Consider the following 16,797-nt stretch of genomic DNA (forward strand, 5'->3'; position numbering starts at 1 on the left):
GCTGCCAGCCCCTCTTCGTAGAGTCCAACCGATGAAACGCAGCCTGCTTGTCCTGGTCACTCTGTTTGCCACCGGCAGCGTCGCCGCTGGAAGTGCGTTGGCCCAAGCCAGCGACGGCAATCCCGAAACGGCGAGCGCACGTTCGCTGGACCTGAGCATTCCGCAAGCCCCGGTGCAGCTCCGCTCCGACCCGGAATACAGCAACGACCCGCCGGGCACCTTCTACGGCGACAAGAGCGGCCCCAAGCCGGCGCTGGCCCGGCCAAGTGCCGCTTCCATCGCTGCCGAGCGCGCCGAGCAATGCCAGGGCAAGCTGCATGGTGCTGTCGAAACCGGCCTGGGCTACTCCAGCCGCGGCGGCAACAGCAACTGGCAGGCGGTGAATTTGAATTCCTGCAAGACCTATTACGACGACGACGGGAAGGCGCACCAGATTGGCGTCAGCATCAGCGTCGGACGTGGTGAGGGCTCCATTTTTGGCCCGCGTTATGCACCCGGTGGCTATGGTCCGGGCCCGTTCGGCTGGTAACCATACGGCGAGGTGTGCGTTGACAGAGGGTTCACTGCCGCATCGCTGAGAATGTGGCCTGCCTTACGAGACCAGCTCATGCCACAGAACAAGGAACGGCCGGTTGTCTTCGTTGTCGAAGACGGCGACGGAACCCGACAGCTCAGCTGCCTTGTGCTGGAGAGCTATGGGTTCACCTGCCGTAGCGCCGGCTCGGTCGAAGAAGCCTTGGCCTTGATCGAAAGCGACCCGCGGGTGGACGTGCTGTTTTCCGATATCCATTTCCCCGGCGGCCTGACCGGTGTGGATCTGGCGCTCAAGACTGCACATGCGCCGTACAACCTGCCGGTGCTGCTGACTTCGGGCCTGGCGGTCGAATACGTGGAAGAGATCCTGCCCGACGGCGTGGCCTTTCTGGAAAAGCCGTATACCCCTGAGCAACTGCTCAGTGCGATCCGCAGCGTGATGGCCAAGCACCGCGTGCTGGCCACCCCGGTCGCGTAAACACGAGCGGCCGCGACTGGACGGCCGCCCACAATCCCGGTATTAAATGCCAGCCCTCGCGCGATGCGGCGGCAACGGGGATCGACCACACCACGGTAGTACCACAGACGCGGCGTAACGCCCGGCTGGCCGTACCGTGTCCTACGCCAGGGGAAAACATGAGACATCTAGTGACCGCAGCCATTGCCATGGTTGCGCTAAGCGGTTGCGCCACGGTCATGAACGACGCGACCCAGCCAATTCGCATCGACACCAAGACGGCCGATGGGCAACTGGTTTCCGGCGCCGACTGCGCCATCAGCAACGACAAGGGCCGCGTCACGGTGAAGTCCGGCCAGACCGCACAAGTGCATCGTTCCGCGCGCGATCTGGAGGTGACCTGTGTGCTGCCCGGCCAACGTGATGCCGCCGGCCGTTCCATCTCGCGCGCCAACATGGGCATTTGGGGCAACATTCTGATCGGCGGGGCGATTGGCGCCATCGTCGATCACAGCAAGGGCACCGGCTATACCTACCCGGATCCAGTTGGTGTTCGGGCAGACGCTGAGCTTCGACCGCCATCGTGAAGACCGGGGCCAACCGTTGCAGGGCGAGAACGCGCACGGTGTGGTGGTTGCAGGCAATCCCAGTTCAGGCAACTCCGCGCACGGGTCGGCGGTCACCCTGCCATTGGCGAGCGAACCGGCAGCCGCCGAGCAGGCAGACGTTGCGGCAGCGTCTGCCAGTGTCGGGGGCAACGCTGGGCCTGCAAGCCCGGCGATGTCGACCGCGTCGGCGGCAAGTCGCGCCCAGGGCATCAGCAATGGCCTGCAATGCGGCACCATGCAGGCCACCAGCGCCACGCGCTTCAGCGCGGTCTGCAGCAGCGGCAATACGGTGCAGATCGATTGTTCCGGCTTCCGCTGCACCTCTACGTTTCAGTGATGCAGTGAGCTGGGCTGTGGGCACAAGCCCACGGTCATGCGCAGATCGTCGCGACGGCTGTCGGGTACGCCCCGACAGCGTGTCGGCTCGCTCCCGATTTACGTGATAGATGTCGCATTTAAACTGCAGCTACCGGACGCGAGGCCTGTTGGGCCGCTCAACTCGCGGGGCGCAGAGCACGCCCCTGCCGGGACACGGATGAAAAGGCGCGACAGAACGGCCGAGCCTTCCCTGCGATCTGCGCGTGCGTTCGTCCGTGCAGTCGCTTAGCACCAAAGAATTGGCGCCAGGTTCGATGCCTGGAAGACCTGCCCCGTCCTGCGATTGACCGCAGCTCTACCGTCGTTGGGATTGCGCATCACTTTCATGGCACTCAATCCGCGCGGCATGCCGATGAGCGCATCATTGCGCAAGCGCCTGCTTGGCTACCCGCTCATGCACCGGGCCATCCTTTCCCGAATCACGCTGCACAGGCACGCTCCCACACGTGCCAGGTGGCTGATTGATTGCTGCATGGATCGATGCAAGGCAACGCCAGCTTCCGCGCCACTTACGTCGATGCGCTGATCATCGATGCGGCAGAAATATGTGCTTGCTTCTGCGGCAAGCCATGCATTTCACGCGATCAAGCAGGCCGCTCGCTAGGCTAACGTCATCGCAGCGCTGTGCTGCGCAAGACTGTCAGGAGTTCCGCATGGGCGACAATTCGTTTTTATCTCCGGCCTTCATCATCCTGGTCATCGGTGTGATTGCCGTTGTGCTGTTTCTGGTCACGCGTGCCAAGAAAAAGCGCAACAAGAAATAATCGCTGCATGCGCTGCTGGCCGTGACTGAGTACGCTTGCACACAGCGCGACGTGATTCCAGCGGCTGCAGCCGCATACTCCGTGCTGCAGTCAGAACCGCTCACCTGCCGGCAGGTAGCGCCATTCGCCGATCGCCAGCTTGCCCAGCGACACCCGGCCCACGCGCAGGCGGCGAATGCTCACGACCTCCAGGCCCACTTCGCCGCACATGTAGCGCAATTGGCCCGGCTGCACGTGCTTGATCGCAAACCGCAGGCGGTCTTCGTTTTGCCAGCTCACCTTGCAGGGCGACAGACTGCGCTGCTGATAGACCAAGCCATGCGCCAGCCGCGCCATGCCGTAAGGGCGCAATTCACCGCGCACTTCGACCAGAAATTCCTGCTCGATCGCGCTGGCGTCAGCGCTCAACCGGCGCAGCACGCGGCCATCCTGGCTCAGGATCAGCAGGCCGCTTGCGGCGTCTTCCAGCGGCAGCGGTGCGTGCAAGCGTAGGAAGTGCCGTTTCAGCACACGTACTTCCGCCTGATCCAGTGCGCTGCGCGTTGCCGGGGTGGCCAGCGCCAGCGCGGCATCGACGCAGATGCCTGCCGGCTTGTGCAGCAACAAGGTGGCGGGCTCGGCAGACGCCAGTACCGCATTTTCGGCCAGGGTGACCTGCGCCGCGGTAGCCAGCGTCTGCGGTTCTTCGACCACCACGCCGTCCACGCTGACCCACCCACCCTCGATGTACTGCTGGGCCTCGCCACGCGAGCAGCCGATCGCGGCAGCTACACATTTATCGAGACGGATCGGATCGGACATCGGGCGAGCTCAGCATCAGGGGACAGCAGTGTACGTGCTGGCTGCTCGCCCGCGTGAGTCGTTGCACGGCAGCGATGAGCGTTGCCCAATGCATTGGACGGTGCGCCTGCGCAAGTTGCGCATTGCCCGCCACCAACGCAACGGCAAACGCCGTGTGCACGCAGGCACCGGCAAACGCTTCTGCACCGCACGACAACGTGGGAAACTCGAAGCTCACACAGGAGATCGCAGATGTTTATCCAGTTCGGCACCGCCCGGGTCCGCCTCAACCATATCTCTGTCATCAGCGACCCATTCAATGCTGGCGAAAGCTTTGGGTCGTATTGCCACTCGGTTCGGGTCGGGCTGATCTCCGGCGAAGAAGTCTTTGCGCGCTTCAACAGCGAGAGTGGCGCCAAGCAACTGCACGCAGACGTGGTCGCTGCGCTGGAAGCCTGAGCAAAGAGTGATCGCCATCGCGTCGCGCCGCTGCGCGCGCGATGGCTCACGCTGCAGCACGCGGTGCTTACTGGCATGCATGCTGCGGCGCGGCAATCCGCTCGGCATACGGCGTGGCGCACCTCCAATGAAGTAGCTCGCACGACCTATCCGCCCACGGGCTCGCGGCAGATCGTTGCCCAGCGTTCGATGCAGCACTGGGCCCTGCATGCAATCCGGCGGCCGGTCATACGCGTCTGTCGGTCAGCGCACATGTCGGCAAGACGTCGGAAAATCGCTGCATTCCTGGCACGCTTCGATCCGGCCAGACACATCCGAATTTGCGCCCTGGGGCGCCCGTGTCAGGACGCGGGAAACTGCTGTCAGGAAACTTCCGATCTGTAATGAATCAGCGGTAAGTATTTTCGATCGACGGTCTTTAGCTCCCTCAAATCCGGCCGCTAGCTGGGCAAGACGCTTGAGTCGATGCACCCCGCATCCACCGAGCTGCTCAGCTGTACTACCTGGAAGCGGTCATGAATGACTTTCTGCAACGCCTCAATGTCGGCCGTCGCCTCGGAATGGCCTTCGGCATTTTGATTCTGCTGTCGGGCCTGCTGGTGGCGACCGGCCTGATCACCATGTCCAATGCGCGTTATGAGCTGGACACCATCGTCAACAACAACATGGAAAGGATCCGGCTGTCCTCCGAAATGCTCGACGCCAATACCAACGTGGCGATTGGCTTGCGCGACGTGGTGATGGTGTCCGGCGATGCGGCCAACCGGCGCGCACTGGACATCATCGAAAAGAGTCGTGCGCGCTACAAGCAAGCCCACGATGCCTTGGCTGCGATGCCAAGTAGCGAACTCGAGAAAAGCGCGCTCGCACTGGTGCAGGAAAAGCGCGACATCTCGGTCAAGTTCAACAACCAGATTCTCGACTACGGCATGCGCGACCAGAATCAGCAAGCGCAGGCCTTGTTGCAAGGCGCTGCCGCTGCGGCGATGGACGAGCAACAAGCCGCAATTGCTGCAAATGCGGCCTTGGAGCGCCGCCTCAGCAAAGACGCATACGCGGCAGCGGTTGCATCGATGCACAACGGCAAGATCATCCTGGCCAGCGGCGGCATCGCTGCGCTGGTGATCAGTGCGCTGCTCGCATGGTTGATCACGCGCAGCCTCACCACGCCGTTGAGCCAGGCCACGCGCACTGCCGAAGCCATCGCCGCAGGCAATCTGCGCAACGATGTGCACACCACCGCAACGGATGAAACCGGTCGTCTGTTGCAGGCCATGGACAAGATGCAACTGCAGCTGCGCAACCTCATCGCGGCGCAGACCGACATGGCCAAGCATCACGACAACGGCCAGATCAGCTTCCGCATCGACGCAACCGTGTTTCCGGGCGACTACGGCCGCATGGCCAACGACACCAACGCGTTGGTGGCCTCGCACGTCGCCGTGCAAAACGATCTGGCGCGCATCATGGGGCGCTATGCCATCGGCGAACTCTCCGAAGACATGCAGCCCCTGCCGGGCGAAAAAGCCGCCTTCAGCAACACCATGTCGCAGGTCAAGCTCAACCTTTCGGCGATGAATCACCAAATCAGGCACCTGGCACAGGCGGCTGCCAATGGCGACTTCAGCGCCCGTGGCGATGTCGAACGCTTCCAGTTCGATTTCCGCATCATGGTGGAGAGCCTGAACCAATTGATGTCCACCGCGGACGGCAATCTGCAATCGCTGTCGGCACTGCTGCAGTCGATCGCAGCGGGCGACCTCACCGCACGCATGAGCGGCGACTTCCGCGGCGTGTTCGCACAGATGCGCGATGACGCCAACGCAACGGCGAGCCAGCTGGCGCAGATCGTCGGCAACATCCAGCAATCGGCCGTGTCGATCAACGCGGCGGCCAGCGAGATCGCCGCGGGCAATCAGGATCTGTCCCAGCGGACCGAGCAGCAGGCGGCCAACCTGGAAGAGACCGCCGCTTCGATGGAAGAGCTGACCTCCACCGTCAAGCAGAATGCCGAGAGTGCGCGCCAGGCCAATCAACTGGCGATCGGCGCCGCACGCGTGGCCTCGGAGGGGGGCAATGTGGTCGGCAAGGTCGTGGACACGATGAGTGGTATCGAAGCCTCGTCCAAGAAGATCGCCGACATCATCTCCGTCATCGACGGCATTGCCTTCCAGACCAACATCCTGGCGCTGAACGCCGCGGTGGAAGCTGCCCGGGCAGGCGAGCAGGGCCGTGGTTTTGCGGTTGTCGCCTCGGAAGTGCGCACGCTGGCGCAACGCTCCTCCGGCGCAGCCAAGGAGATCAAGGACCTGATCGACGATTCCGTCCAACGCGTGGCCGAAGGCTCGGCACTGGTGCACAGCGCCGGCAAGACCATGTGCGAGGTTGTGGCCAGCGTCCAGCGCGTCACCGACATCATGGGCGAAATTTCGGCGGCCTCGCAGGAGCAATCTGCCGGCATCGAACAGGTCAATCACACCATCACGCACATGGACGAGACCACGCAACAGAATGCGGCGCTGGTGGAAGAAGCCACTGCCGCGGCCCGCTCCATGGAAGAACAAGCCGTGCACCTCACCGACGCGGTCGCCATCTTCAAGATCGATGCACGGCACGCGCGCCGCGCAGACACCCGCGCTACCGCGCCGGTCGCGCATCTGTTGGACAAGGTACGCCACGCCTGAGTGGCATGGCCCGCTGGCTGCCCTGCAGAGGCGCAGCTGGCGTGAGCGCACCGAAGCGGTTGCCGGCGGCAATCGCAACACGCCACTGACCTCGTCCCAAGCGCGCCCTGGGAGGCGCGCCTGGATGTTGCAACGGCGCCGTCCACATCCCAGGGGCACCATCCACGGCAATGCCGCCTGTTCGCTGCCGATGAAACGGCCCAAACACCGCGAAGTGGCGCGCAATCGCAGCGTCAGCGACGATCCGGTGGCCCTGGCCTGGCGGTGTACGGCAACAGATCACGATGGATCGGGATACCCAGCTCTGATGCGTCGCAAGTCATGCGCGATACTGCATCACACCGTCCAGCCAGAGCGATTAGCGCAGCGCCGCGTGCTCGGGTAGCAGCAACAGCACACACAGCAGCAGCATGAAGACCGCGATCAGTCCATCCAGTATCCGCCACGCACGCGGATGCCGGAACACCGGCTGCAACAAGCGGGCCCCATAGCCCAGGCCAGAGAACCAGCTCACGCTGGCGATACACGCACCCAGTGCAAATGCCCAGCGCAACGCGCCGGGGTAATGCGTGGCCAGGCTGCCGAGCAAGAGCATCGTATCGAGATAGACGTGCGGGTTGAGGAAGGTAAACCCCAGGCAGGTGAGCATGGCGCGTTGCCAGCGGTCTTCGCCGTGTTCTGCCGGCGACATTGCGCCATCTCCGCGCCAGGCACGGCATGCGGCCATCCACCCATACACTGCCAGAAATGCGGCCCCCGCGTAGCGCAACAGCTGCAGCAGGCCCGCGTATTGCTGCGCCAACGCGCCGATTCCAGCAACGCCGAGCAGGATCAGCGCGATATCGCCAAGTGCACAGATCGCCACCACCAATCCCACGTGCTGGCGCTTGAGCCCTTGCCGCAGCACGAACGCATTCTGCGCGCCGATCGCGACGATGAGACCGGCACCGGCAAGAAAACCGGCCACTGTTGCTTGAACGATCATGGTGGTGTCTCCGAGGCAGGCGCGCATCGTGTGCCCTTACATCGAATTAGGAAAACTAAATAATCTGTATGCTGATTAGCATTTCTAATGCAGGTGAACGCATGGATCTTCTGCATCCGCAATTGGCCGCCTTCGCAGCCGTGCTGGACGAAGGCAGCTTCGACGCCGCCGCGCAGCGTCTTGCACTGACGCCCTCGGCAATCTCGCAACGCATCAAGGCGCTCGAAGACCGACTCGGGCAGGTACTGGTCATGCGCACGGCGCCTTGCCGGCCCACGCCGGCCGGCGAACGGCTGCTGCGCCGGCTCAAGCCCATGCAGGTCCTCGAAGCCGAAGCGATCGCCGACTTGCTGCCTGGCGATGGCATCGCCGGGCATCCACGTACCCTCGCCATCGCGGTCAATGACGACTCGTTGCAGACCTGGTTCCTGCAGGCGCTGTCTTCGCTCCACCAGGCGCACGGCTTCTTGTTCGATGTGCAGATGGACGACCAGGACCACACCCTGGAGTTGCTGCGCGCTGGCAGCGTGCTGGGCGCAGTCACCTCCGAGCGCGCGCCACTGCAGGGTTGCAATGTCCAGGCGTTGGGCGTGATGCGTTACCACGCGATCGCATCGGCGGCGTTCGTCGCTGCGCATTTCCAGGGTGGCTTCACTGCCGACGCGCTGGGAAAGGCGCCGATGCTGGTGTTCAATCGCAAGGACACCTTGCAGGCGCGTTTCGTCAGGCGGGTCACGCGTAGCCCGCTGAGCCCGCCCACGCATTACCTGCCCACCTCCACCGGTTTTGTCGAAGCCGCTGCACGCGGGCTGGGCTGGTGCCTGGCGCCCGAAGCGATGGTGCTGCCTGCGGTGCGCAACAAGCAGGTCGTCATCGTCAACCCCACCCGCTGGCTCGATGTTCCGCTGTACTGGCAGTACGCCGCTGTGCGCTCGAACGTGTTGCAGCAACTCAACCAGGCACTGCGCGAGGCCGCTGCCACCAGCTTGCGTGGCAGCAGATAGACACCACGGCCATCGTTCTCACCGCCTGCCCGTCGCCGGGATGCCATGCATCTGCATACGCTGCGAATTCCGGCACCCATCGCCACATTGGCTACACCTGCCACGCTAGCCGGATAATCGCTGCGCAGGCAGGCCCAAGTGCCGATTCCAATCACTGTCCGCACCGGTTGAATGCATGGGGTGCCATGCACGTCGGAGCATTGCGGCGGTCGGCGATATCGAACTTCTCAGCGCCCCCATGTCGTTCAACTGCAACAAGACCCGCGCTGATCACTCGGCGCTGCGCTGCTGCAACAGCGATAGCGCATGTTTTAGATCACGAAAATGGAAGGGTTTCTGCAGGCCATGCCGGTGCCGGTACTTTTCGGGAATCCCACCCCGCGCATAGCCGGTCACGAAGATATACGGAACACCGCGCGCATCCAGTTCTTCCGCAATCGGAAACGACAAGGTGCCGCCAAGATTGATATCCAGCAGTGCCAGGTCGAGGTTGCCTGCCTGCACCGCTTGCAACGCAGCGTCCACGTCGGCCACGGTTGCCACCACCTCGTAGCCCAGTTCCGCCAGGCAATCCTCCAAGAGCATCGCCACCAACGATTCGTCTTCGACCAAAAGTACGCGCATGGTCATGGCCGTGCCTCGGCATGCTCGGGCGGCAACGGGATGGAAACGCGGAAGCACACGCCAGCCGGATCGAAGGACAGCTCAACGTCGCCCTTGAGGTCGTGCTTCAAGCCACGCTCCAGAAGACGCGTGCCGAACCCCTTGCGCGTGGGTGGCTGCACGGGCGGCCCGCCGGTTTCCCGCCAGATCAATTCAAGCAGCTCCTGCTCGCCACGCGTGCTGCGCTCCCACGAAACCAGCACATTGCCAGCTGGCAAGGATAAGGCGCCGTGCTTGAGCGCGTTGGTGCACAGCTCATGCAGCGCCATCGACAGCGCCAATGCCCGCCGCGGATCAAGCCGACAGGAATCACCCTGCAACGTGAAGCGCTGGCTGTCGTGCGACTCATACAGCGCGGCAGCGTCGCGGGTCAGTTCCAGGATGTCGGCGCTGACCCAGTTTTCGCGCGTCAGCGTGTCGTGTGCCCGCGACAGCGCCAGCAAACGCGCGTCGAGCTTTTCCTGTGCGTCGGCCAGGCCACCGGCGTTGGTGAACGACTGCCGCGCCAACGATTGCACCATCACCAACGAGTTCTTGACCCGGTGGTTGAGCTCGTTGATCAACAGCTGCAGATGCTGCTCATGCTGCTTGTGTTCGGTGATGTCGCGCGTGGCGCCGGCGATCGCCTCGACTTTGCCGTCGGGTCCGAACACCGGGGTAAAAATGTAGTCGTAGATGCGCAGGCCCTTGGTCGTATGCGGGAATGGCACTTCGCCGCGCACTGGCTGGCCTGTTGCGATCACCTGTTCGATCTCTTCATCGTGCATGGCCGCATGCCAGGGCTCGTAGCCCAGTTCCAGGCAGGTTTTGCCGCAGGCGTCTTCCCAGCGCATGCCCCACATCGTCAACAACGCCTGATTGGCGTAGACGAAGCGATGCTGGATATCGAACACATACAAAAGATCCGGTGTCGCCTGTAGCAGGGCCTCGTAAATGCGCGATTTCGCTGCGTCTTCCTGATGCTCGGCCATTGCGTCATGGTTCCAAAATTGAAGCGAACGATAAATGGACTTACGTGAACGCCTGATCATGCGTATTTGACGTCGGATCCAGCTCAACAAAGACGCGCGCCGTCGCCGGACAAAGCGGTTGCGATCGACCAATACCGTAAGCGCATTCCACTGTTTCGTGCCTGCACCGGCCAACCCCGCGCCAACCGGAGCCGGATCGAAGACCGGTCCCTGGTCGCCCTGCGCCATCGTCCCTGATAGCCTTCGGGCTTATTCCGCAGTGATCGCCGATTCGCCATGAAAAAAGCCGTTGTTCTGTTGTCCGGTGGCATGGATTCCGCCGCCGTCATCGCACTCGCGCAGGAGCAGGGCTTTGCCGTCTACGCGCTGAGCGTGCGCTATGGCCAACGCCATACGTCCGAACTGGACGCCGCAGCGCGCGTCGCTGCCGCGCAGGGCGTCGTTGCGCACAAGGTGGTCGACGTGGACCTGCGCAGCATCGGCGGCTCGGCATTGACCGACGACATCGACGTCCCCGACGCTGGCGGCGACGGCATCCCCGTCACCTACGTGCCCGCGCGCAACACCATCATGCTGTCGCTGGCGCTCGGTTGGGCCGAGGTCGTCGGCGCCAACGACCTGTTCTGTGGCGTCAATGCGGTGGACTACTCCGGCTACCCCGATTGCCGTCCCGAGTTCGTGCGCGCTTTCGAGGTGCTGGCCAACTTGGCCACCAAGGCAGGCGTGGAAGGTGCAGGGCTGCGCGTGCACGCACCGCTGCAGTTCCTCAGCAAGGCCGACATCGTCCGTGAAGGCGTGCGCCTGGGTGTGGACTTCGGCCTCACCGTCTCCTGCTACCGCGCCGATGCCGATGGACGCGCCTGCGGCCACTGCGACGCCTGCCGCCTGCGCGCGGCCGGCTTCGCCGATGCCGGCGTTCCCGACCCCACGCACTACGCCATTTTGTCTTGACGCCCGCGTAGGGTAGAATGCGCACCCCGACGCAATGTCGGGGTCAGTGGGCCGTTAGCTCAGTCGGTAGAGCAGAAGACTTTTAATCTTTTGGTCGATGGTTCGAATCCATCACGGCCCACCATCTCCAGCAAGGCTTTCAGCGAACTTCATCGCTCCGCAGAAGGCATCGGCTCGGCAATTGCGCAGTATTCGCGCGCCCGTACGAGCGCGCGGACACCGGTGCGCCGTTACGCTAACGCATCACCGCATAGCGGCTACAGGTCTTTGCCACTTTGTGGGATCACCGGCTGCCTGAGCAAATCAAAACACCGTCCGGACTTTTTGCCAGCGCAAGGCAGTCGCCTGATGCACTGCGCTACGCGCCTGATCCTCACCGCCCAGGCTCGTCGTTCCACAGCAGCTTGTGCAGCTGCATCTGGAAGCGCACCGGCAAGCGGTCTGCCACGATCCAGTCGGCCAATTGCCGCGGGCTCACCTCGCTTTTGCTGGGCGAAAACCACACCGTGCAGCGGCGATCCAGTGCATGCGCGGCGACGATCTCGCGCGACCATTCGTAGTCGGCGCGGCTGCAGATCACGAACTTGATCTGGTCGCGCGCGGTCAGCAGCGGCAGGTTTTCCCAGCGATTGCGTGCCTCCTCGCCGGATGCGGGCGTCTTGATGTCGACCACGCGCGAGACGCGCGGATCGACGGCAGACACGTCCAGCGCACCGGAGGTCTCCAACGAGACGTCGTAACCGGCGTCGCAGAGCTTCTCCAGCAGAACCAGGCAACGCTTCTGCGCCAACGGCTCGCCGCCGGTCACGCAGACATGGCGCACGCCGTGACTGGCGACTTCGGCAACGATTGCGTCAATGTCATGCCACTGCCCGCCATGGAACGCGTAGGCGGTGTCGCAGTACAGGCAGCGCAACGGGCAGCCGGTCAGGCGCACGAATACCGTAGGCCAGCCAGCTGCTTCGGCCTCGCCTTGCAAGGACAAAAAGATTTCGGTGATCTTCAATCGCGGCAATGGCGACTGGACGATCTCGCTGGGGACGGCGGCGGCATTCATGGGCAAAGTATGCGCCGTGCCGGCAGGCACGAACGCGAGGCTCAGCGCAGTTGCTGGCCGAGACGGATGGACTGCAGGCGCTCCTGCGCAACGCGTGCCGCGTCGGAGCCGGGGTACTGCGAAGCAACCTGCTGCAAGGTCTGCTGGGCCTCGTTGTTCTTGCCTTCGCCGTACTGCGACAGGCCAAGCTTCAACAAGCCGCCGGCGGCCTTGTCATGCGTGGGATAGCGGCTGACGAGATCACGGAACTGCGCCTCGGCAAGCTGGAAATTACGGGTGGCGTAATAGCTCTCGCCCAGCCAATACAAGGCATTGGGGGTATACACGCCGTTGGGATAGAGCTCCAGAAAGCTCAGGAACAGCTGCGACGCATCGTCGTACTTGCCGTTCTTCAATGCATCGAAGGCCACGTTGTAGGCCGTACGTTCGTCGTTGCTGACGGCCAGGGTGCCTGGGTCGCCATGGACGGTTGGCGGCTTCTCGGAAGTTGCCGCCGCTGCGGGCCGCGCGGCAGGTGCCGGGGCCGGGGTCACGCTGCCGGTCGCTGGGGGCAATGGCGGTGTTGCGCCACCTGCGCCTTCCAACCGGTTCAAGCGTCCATCCAGGTCCAGATATTGGTCCTTGGACTGCTGCTTGAGTTGCTCATTGTCGTGCTGCAGCTGTTCGACGGTCGACCGCAATGCCTGCAGGTCCGAACGCGCCTGCTGCAGCTGATTGAGGAGATCGTTGTTGGCCTGACTATTGGCCTGCTGCTGCTCGAGCACGGCCACACGATCAGCGAGACTGGCTCGCTGGGCGTATGCCGGCGCGGCGACCACGAGGGCCGCCGCGACGAACAGGGATGTCACTCGAAAGCGCATCGCTTCTTACTGAGCCGTGTACACGATTTCGACGCGGCGGTTCTGCGACCAGCAGGACTCGTTCGACTCGGTGCAGACCGGACGCTCTTCGCCGTAGCTGACGACGGTCAGCTGGCTGGCCGAGCCGCCGGCAGCCTGCAGCGAGGACGACACGGCATTGCCGCGACGCTCGCCCAGACCCATGTTGTACTCACGCGAACCACGCTCGTCCGCATTGCCCTGCAGGGTGATGCGCGAGGAAGGACGGTCACGCAGGTACTTGGCGTGGCAAGCCATGATGGCCTGGAATTCCGGCTTCAGGGAGTCCTGATCCAGATCGAAGTAAACAACGCGCTGACGCAGGCAGGCATCGGTATCCAGGTCGCCCGGGCCGTACAGGCCAGAGGTGGACGGGCCGGTGGGAACCGAGGAACCAGCGGTGGTATCGGTCGCAGGAGGCGGAGTTTCCTTCACCTTCTTCGAGCAACCAGCCAGCACAGCAACGGACAGCAGGGAGACAAGCAAGACGCGGGTGGACTTGTTCATGGGGTACCTATGGAGGCTCTGGGCCAATGAGTGGTTTAACGCAGCGAAATATTAACATTAATGCGCGGTTCGGTAAGGCCCCCATGCGGGTTCTCTCACATCGCCGTCGGCCAGCACCAGGCGCTGGCGGACCCGAGCGTCGGAGGAGACCGCGTACAGCACGCCACGGCCGCCTTCGCGTGCGGCGTACAACACCATACTGGCGTTAGGCGCAAAGCTCGGCGATTCGTCCAGCGACCCCGGCGACAGCGTGCTCCAGCTGGGCGAACCCAGGCTGCGGTCCATCATCGCGATGCGGTAGGTGTTGCCGCTGCCCTGAGCCACGGCAATCTTCTTGCCGTCGAACGACACGCTGGCGGTGGCGTTGTAGTTGCCCTGGAAGGTCACACGGTTGGCGCTGCCGCCGCTGGCTGCCACCTGGTAGATCTGCGGACGACCACCGCGATCGGAGGTGAAGTAGATGCTGCCGCCATCCGGCGCCCAGGTCGGCTCGGTGTCGATGCCGAAGTGGTTGGTGAGCTGGGTGAGCTGCTTGCTCCCCAGGTCCATCACGTAAATTTCCGGGTTACCGCTGCGCGACAGCGCCAGCGCCAGGCGACGTCCGTCCGGCGAGAACGACGGCGCGCCGTTGATGCCACGGAAGCTGGACACCAGTTCGCGTGCACCGGTGGCGATGTCCTGCAGGTAGATCGACGAGTTGCCGCGCTCGAAGCTCACATACGCCAGCTTCTTGCCGTCCGGGCTCCAGTTGGGCGACAGCAGCGGCTCGGCCGAACGCACGATGGTCTGCGGGTTGTAGCCGTCCGAGTCGGCCACCATCAGCGCATAACGCATGGCGCCGCCCTTGCCGCTGGCAGTCACATAGGCAATGCGGGTCCAGAAGGCACCGCGTACGCCTGTGATTTTCTCGTAGATGGCATCGGCCATCTGGTGCGAAACATCGCGCATTGCGTTGGCACGCGCCGTCATCGCCAGGCCCAGCATGCGCTCGCCCTTGGCCACGTCGAACAACTCGTATTCAACCCGGTATGCGCCTTCGCCGGCGTCCATGACACGGCCGACCACGATGTAGTTCTGCTTGAGGGTGCGCCAGGTCTGGAACTGCACCTCGGTGCCACGGGTCGGCTTTTCGACGATCTGCGCGGCCGGCAACGTGCGGAACTGCCCGGAACGATCCAGGTCGGCGCCGACCACGGCGGACACGTCGGTCTGCGGCGCGGTGCCCGAGCCCTGATACGGCATCGGAATGACAGCGATCGGCGTGGCAGACGCGCTACCGCCGACGATATCGATGGTGAGACCTTGCTGCTGCGCGAGTGCGCTCAGCGGCAACAACAGGGCGGTCAAGGCGGCTAGCCAACGCAGCGGTTTTTTCATGGACGGCTCGGATCGGGCAGGAAAAGTGTGCAAGGGATAGCAATCAACGAGTGAACATACTCGCAATCGTGAATGAGTTGACGTGAAAACGGAGCGAGCGATGGTGTAGCGACATGGACAGCCCCATGGGCGATCACGCGGGGTGGCACCAGGCTGCGGCGCCAGTGGCCGCCGCAGCCCGACAACGATTACTGATCCTGCGCAGTGAACACAAAGGTCAGGTTGCGCTGGAACACCGACTCGAACCCGCGGTAAGGCAATGGCTGGGCGCTCAACACGGCTGCTTCGATCGAACGCTGGCCAGCCTCGTCGTAGGGGCAGCCCGGCGCCACCTTGGCCTCCATCACGCTGCCGCCCGGCAACTGGCGGATGTTGATGGTGCATTTCTGGCCTGGCGGCACCGACGGCGGACGCACCCACTGCGCCAACACTTTCTGTTGAATCGCCGCGGCGTACTTGGCCGACAGGTCGGTACTGGTACCGCCCTGCCCTGCTGTCGGTTGCGCGCTGGTCGCCGCGGCCGCGGAGGCCTGCTGCGCACGTGCGGCGGCGACCTGGCGCAACTTCTGTTCGGCCAGCGCCATCTCCTTATCGGCTTGCGCGCGCTGACGACGGATGTCGGCGATCTTCTTCTGGCGTTCGGCTTCTTCCGCCGCCTGCTGTGCGGCCGCCTGTTTCTTCTTGGCGTCGGCCTCTTCCTGCTGCTTGGCAAGGCGCAATTTCTGCTCGGCCTCTTCCTGGCGTTTCCGCTCGGTCAGGTCGATCTGCTCCTGGCGACGCTTGGCTTCCTGTTCCTGCTTGGCCTTTTCGGCGGAAATGGCCAGTGCATCCACGCGCTCCTGGTCGACCTTGTCGGGCTGGGCTATGCGCTCCTGTGCCTGCGCCTGCTGCGGCGTGGGCGCATCCTGCGGGCGCGGCTCGGGGATCGGCTGCGGCGGTGGCACGCTGTCTTCCGGCGCGGGTTCGGGCAACGGCGCAGGCGGGGGCGGCGTTTCGACCGGCGTGGCCTTCAGTGCCTGGCGCGCAACCCGCGCCTCGGCAGCCGACACGTCCAGCGAGGCCTCCATGCTGGGGTCGCCGGCCGCCGGCTCCACCGAGCGTTCGGGCGACCACAGCCAGCCGGCGATAAACACCAGCGCGACCAGGACGTGCACGACCAATGCCAGGACGACCGGTCGAAACCAGCCGTCATCGCGCGCCGTCTGCGTGGGGAGTGCGTCAGCGTGCATCGCTGCCTGCGGTGCCGCCGGAGTCGGAAATCAGGCCCACTTTCTCGACCTTGGCCTGCTTGAGCACGTCGATGGCATCCATGATCTTCTGGTACGGCGCGGCGCGATCGCCGGCCACCACCACACGTGCGTCCTTGTCCTGCGCCACGATGGCAGCCAGCTGTGCCTGCAGAGCAGCCACGTCCATCGCCTGCGGCTTGCCCTTGGGCAGCTGCAGCGCCAATTTGCCATCGGCAGCGACCACCACCACCACCGGGTCCTGCTTGCTTTCCAGCGCCTTGGCGCGCGAGCTGGGCAGGCTGACGTCGGTACTCAGGGTCAGCAACGGTGCGGTGACCATGAAGATGATCAGCAGCACCAGCATCACGTCGATATACGGCACGACGTTGATGTCGGATTTGAGCTTGCGCTTCTTACGACGGGAAATACCGGAGATCATCGCGAAACGTTCCTAATTAGTCCTCGGCGCCGGCTGGCAGTGCGCTTGCACGGTGCCCCGAAAAGGGACACC

The 16,797-nt window shown here is 63.7% G+C and carries 18 protein-coding genes and 1 tRNA gene; 9 read left to right on the top strand and 10 right to left on the bottom strand.

What is annotated here, in order from left to right; all coding sequences use genetic code 11:
• Positions 1-31 precede the first annotated feature (31 nt).
• The 4 genes from ACDH77_RS14910 to ACDH77_RS14925 all read left to right on the top strand — a co-directional run bounded on the left by ACDH77_RS14910 (position 32) and on the right by ACDH77_RS14925 (position 1,936).
• On the top strand, positions 32-529 hold the full coding sequence (locus ACDH77_RS14910; RefSeq protein WP_008578046.1) for a hypothetical protein: 498 nt from the start codon (positions 32-34) through the stop codon (positions 527-529).
• Between the two features lie 78 nt (positions 530-607).
• Positions 608-1,012 (top strand): response regulator, encoded by a 405-nt coding sequence (locus ACDH77_RS14915; RefSeq protein WP_008578047.1) that lies wholly within the window; start codon positions 608-610, stop codon positions 1,010-1,012.
• A gap of 218 nt (positions 1,013-1,230) precedes the next feature.
• Positions 1,231-1,578: a hypothetical protein gene (locus ACDH77_RS14920; RefSeq protein ID WP_235658039.1), complete on the top strand. Its 348-nt coding sequence runs from the start codon at positions 1,231-1,233 to the stop codon at positions 1,576-1,578.
• Complete coding sequence (locus ACDH77_RS14925) at positions 1,541-1,936, top strand: hypothetical protein (RefSeq protein WP_244669578.1); 396 nt, start codon at positions 1,541-1,543, stop codon at positions 1,934-1,936. The genes ACDH77_RS14920 and ACDH77_RS14925 overlap by 38 nt, the downstream gene beginning before the upstream one ends.
• Before the next feature lie 895 nt (positions 1,937-2,831).
• Here the strand turns inward: ACDH77_RS14925 and ACDH77_RS14930 are convergent.
• Positions 2,832-3,542, bottom strand: coding sequence for an rRNA pseudouridine synthase (locus ACDH77_RS14930; RefSeq protein ID WP_372353524.1), 711 nt, complete (start codon positions 3,540-3,542; stop codon positions 2,832-2,834).
• A 231-nt stretch (positions 3,543-3,773) separates the two neighbouring features.
• Here ACDH77_RS14930 and ACDH77_RS14935 point away from each other — a divergent pair, with 231 nt between their 5' ends.
• Together ACDH77_RS14935 and ACDH77_RS14940 are read left to right on the top strand one after the other, a co-directional pair.
• Complete coding sequence (locus tag ACDH77_RS14935) at positions 3,774-3,980, top strand: hypothetical protein (RefSeq protein ID WP_008578051.1); 207 nt, start codon at positions 3,774-3,776, stop codon at positions 3,978-3,980.
• Positions 3,981-4,495: 515 nt separating this feature from the next.
• The gene (locus tag ACDH77_RS14940; RefSeq protein ID WP_372353525.1) at positions 4,496-6,664 is read left to right on the top strand and encodes a methyl-accepting chemotaxis protein; all 2,169 of its coding nucleotides are present in this window, start codon (positions 4,496-4,498) and stop codon (positions 6,662-6,664) included.
• Positions 6,665-7,022: 358 nt separating this feature from the next.
• Here ACDH77_RS14940 and ACDH77_RS14945 read toward each other — a convergent pair whose 3' ends face one another.
• Positions 7,023-7,649: a LysE/ArgO family amino acid transporter gene (locus ACDH77_RS14945; RefSeq protein WP_033479514.1), complete on the bottom strand. Its 627-nt coding sequence runs from the start codon at positions 7,647-7,649 to the stop codon at positions 7,023-7,025.
• A gap of 101 nt (positions 7,650-7,750) precedes the next feature.
• Between ACDH77_RS14945 and ACDH77_RS14950 the strand changes: the two genes are divergently transcribed.
• Positions 7,751-8,653, top strand: a complete 903-nt coding sequence (locus tag ACDH77_RS14950) for a LysR family transcriptional regulator ArgP (protein WP_372353526.1) — start codon at positions 7,751-7,753, stop codon at positions 8,651-8,653.
• 270 nt (positions 8,654-8,923) lie between these two features.
• On the opposite strand, the gene ACDH77_RS14955 is transcribed toward ACDH77_RS14950, so the two are convergent.
• Together ACDH77_RS14955 and ACDH77_RS14960 are read right to left on the bottom strand one after the other, a co-directional pair.
• Complete coding sequence (locus ACDH77_RS14955) at positions 8,924-9,283, bottom strand: response regulator (RefSeq protein ID WP_218488489.1); 360 nt, start codon at positions 9,281-9,283, stop codon at positions 8,924-8,926.
• A complete protein-coding gene (locus ACDH77_RS14960) occupies positions 9,280-10,287 on the bottom strand; it encodes a sensor histidine kinase (RefSeq protein ID WP_031423766.1) in 1,008 nt (335 codons plus the stop codon). Before ACDH77_RS14960 ends, ACDH77_RS14955 begins: the two co-directional genes overlap by 4 nt.
• A 276-nt stretch (positions 10,288-10,563) precedes the next feature.
• Between ACDH77_RS14960 and queC the strand changes: the two genes are divergently transcribed.
• Together queC and ACDH77_RS14970 are read left to right on the top strand one after the other, a co-directional pair.
• On the top strand, positions 10,564-11,238 hold the full coding sequence (queC, locus tag ACDH77_RS14965) for a 7-cyano-7-deazaguanine synthase QueC (RefSeq protein WP_008578058.1): 675 nt from the start codon (positions 10,564-10,566) through the stop codon (positions 11,236-11,238).
• A 48-nt stretch (positions 11,239-11,286) separates the two neighbouring features.
• Positions 11,287-11,362: transfer RNA gene (locus ACDH77_RS14970), tRNA-Lys, on the top strand.
• 249 nt (positions 11,363-11,611) lie between these two features.
• Here the strand turns inward: ACDH77_RS14970 and queE are convergent.
• The 6 genes from queE to tolR all read right to left on the bottom strand — a co-directional run bounded on the left by queE (position 11,612) and on the right by tolR (position 16,725).
• Positions 11,612-12,295, bottom strand: a complete 684-nt coding sequence (queE, locus tag ACDH77_RS14975) for a 7-carboxy-7-deazaguanine synthase QueE (protein ID WP_008578060.1) — start codon at positions 12,293-12,295, stop codon at positions 11,612-11,614.
• Positions 12,296-12,336: 41 nt separating this feature from the next.
• A complete protein-coding gene (gene ybgF, locus ACDH77_RS14980; RefSeq protein ID WP_007971751.1) occupies positions 12,337-13,155 on the bottom strand; it encodes a tol-pal system protein YbgF in 819 nt (272 codons plus the stop codon).
• Between the two features lie 6 nt (positions 13,156-13,161).
• Positions 13,162-13,680, bottom strand: a complete 519-nt coding sequence (gene pal / locus ACDH77_RS14985; protein WP_003482562.1) for a peptidoglycan-associated lipoprotein Pal — start codon at positions 13,678-13,680, stop codon at positions 13,162-13,164.
• A gap of 57 nt (positions 13,681-13,737) precedes the next feature.
• Positions 13,738-15,057, bottom strand: coding sequence for a Tol-Pal system beta propeller repeat protein TolB (tolB, locus tag ACDH77_RS14990; RefSeq protein ID WP_003482565.1), 1,320 nt, complete (start codon positions 15,055-15,057; stop codon positions 13,738-13,740).
• Positions 15,058-15,245: 188 nt separating this feature from the next.
• Positions 15,246-16,286 (bottom strand): cell envelope integrity protein TolA, encoded by a 1,041-nt coding sequence (gene tolA / locus ACDH77_RS14995; RefSeq protein WP_008578062.1) that lies wholly within the window; start codon positions 16,284-16,286, stop codon positions 15,246-15,248.
• A complete protein-coding gene (tolR, locus tag ACDH77_RS15000) occupies positions 16,276-16,725 on the bottom strand; it encodes a protein TolR (RefSeq protein WP_005913652.1) in 450 nt (149 codons plus the stop codon). The genes tolA and tolR overlap by 11 nt, the downstream gene beginning before the upstream one ends.
• Positions 16,726-16,797: the final 72 nt, after the last annotated feature.

Origin of the sequence: Xanthomonas axonopodis pv. maculifoliigardeniae (assembly GCF_041519315.1) — a bacterium.
GTDB classification, from domain to species: domain Bacteria; phylum Pseudomonadota; class Gammaproteobacteria; order Xanthomonadales; family Xanthomonadaceae; genus Xanthomonas; species Xanthomonas euvesicatoria.

What these genes read in the sequence shown, in the direction of transcription:
- ACDH77_RS14910 (WP_008578046.1), top strand. Translation starts at nt 32, where the DNA reads ATGAAACGCAGCCTGCTTGTCCTGGTCACTCTGTTTGCCACCGGCAGC.
- ACDH77_RS14915 (WP_008578047.1), top strand. Translation starts at nt 608, where the DNA reads ATGCCACAGAACAAGGAACGGCCGGTTGTCTTCGTTGTCGAAGACGGC.
- ACDH77_RS14920 (WP_235658039.1), top strand. Translation starts at nt 1,231, where the DNA reads ATGAACGACGCGACCCAGCCAATTCGCATCGACACCAAGACGGCCGAT.
- ACDH77_RS14930 (WP_372353524.1), bottom strand. Translation starts at nt 3,542, where the DNA reads ATGTCCGATCCGATCCGTCTCGATAAATGTGTAGCTGCCGCGATCGGC.
- ACDH77_RS14935 (WP_008578051.1), top strand. Translation starts at nt 3,774, where the DNA reads ATGTTTATCCAGTTCGGCACCGCCCGGGTCCGCCTCAACCATATCTCT.
- ACDH77_RS14940 (WP_372353525.1), top strand. Translation starts at nt 4,496, where the DNA reads ATGAATGACTTTCTGCAACGCCTCAATGTCGGCCGTCGCCTCGGAATG.
- ACDH77_RS14945 (WP_033479514.1), bottom strand. Translation starts at nt 7,649, where the DNA reads ATGATCGTTCAAGCAACAGTGGCCGGTTTTCTTGCCGGTGCCGGTCTC.
- ACDH77_RS14950 (WP_372353526.1), top strand. Translation starts at nt 7,751, where the DNA reads ATGGATCTTCTGCATCCGCAATTGGCCGCCTTCGCAGCCGTGCTGGAC.
- ACDH77_RS14955 (WP_218488489.1), bottom strand. Translation starts at nt 9,283, where the DNA reads ATGACCATGCGCGTACTTTTGGTCGAAGACGAATCGTTGGTGGCGATG.
- ACDH77_RS14960 (WP_031423766.1), bottom strand. Translation starts at nt 10,287, where the DNA reads ATGGCCGAGCATCAGGAAGACGCAGCGAAATCGCGCATTTACGAGGCC.
- queC (WP_008578058.1), top strand. Translation starts at nt 10,564, where the DNA reads ATGAAAAAAGCCGTTGTTCTGTTGTCCGGTGGCATGGATTCCGCCGCC.
- queE (WP_008578060.1), bottom strand. Translation starts at nt 12,295, where the DNA reads ATGAATGCCGCCGCCGTCCCCAGCGAGATCGTCCAGTCGCCATTGCCG.
- ybgF (WP_007971751.1), bottom strand. Translation starts at nt 13,155, where the DNA reads ATGCGCTTTCGAGTGACATCCCTGTTCGTCGCGGCGGCCCTCGTGGTC.
- pal (WP_003482562.1), bottom strand. Translation starts at nt 13,680, where the DNA reads ATGAACAAGTCCACCCGCGTCTTGCTTGTCTCCCTGCTGTCCGTTGCT.
- tolB (WP_003482565.1), bottom strand. Translation starts at nt 15,057, where the DNA reads ATGAAAAAACCGCTGCGTTGGCTAGCCGCCTTGACCGCCCTGTTGTTG.
- tolA (WP_008578062.1), bottom strand. Translation starts at nt 16,286, where the DNA reads ATGCACGCTGACGCACTCCCCACGCAGACGGCGCGCGATGACGGCTGG.
- tolR (WP_005913652.1), bottom strand. Translation starts at nt 16,725, where the DNA reads ATGATCTCCGGTATTTCCCGTCGTAAGAAGCGCAAGCTCAAATCCGAC.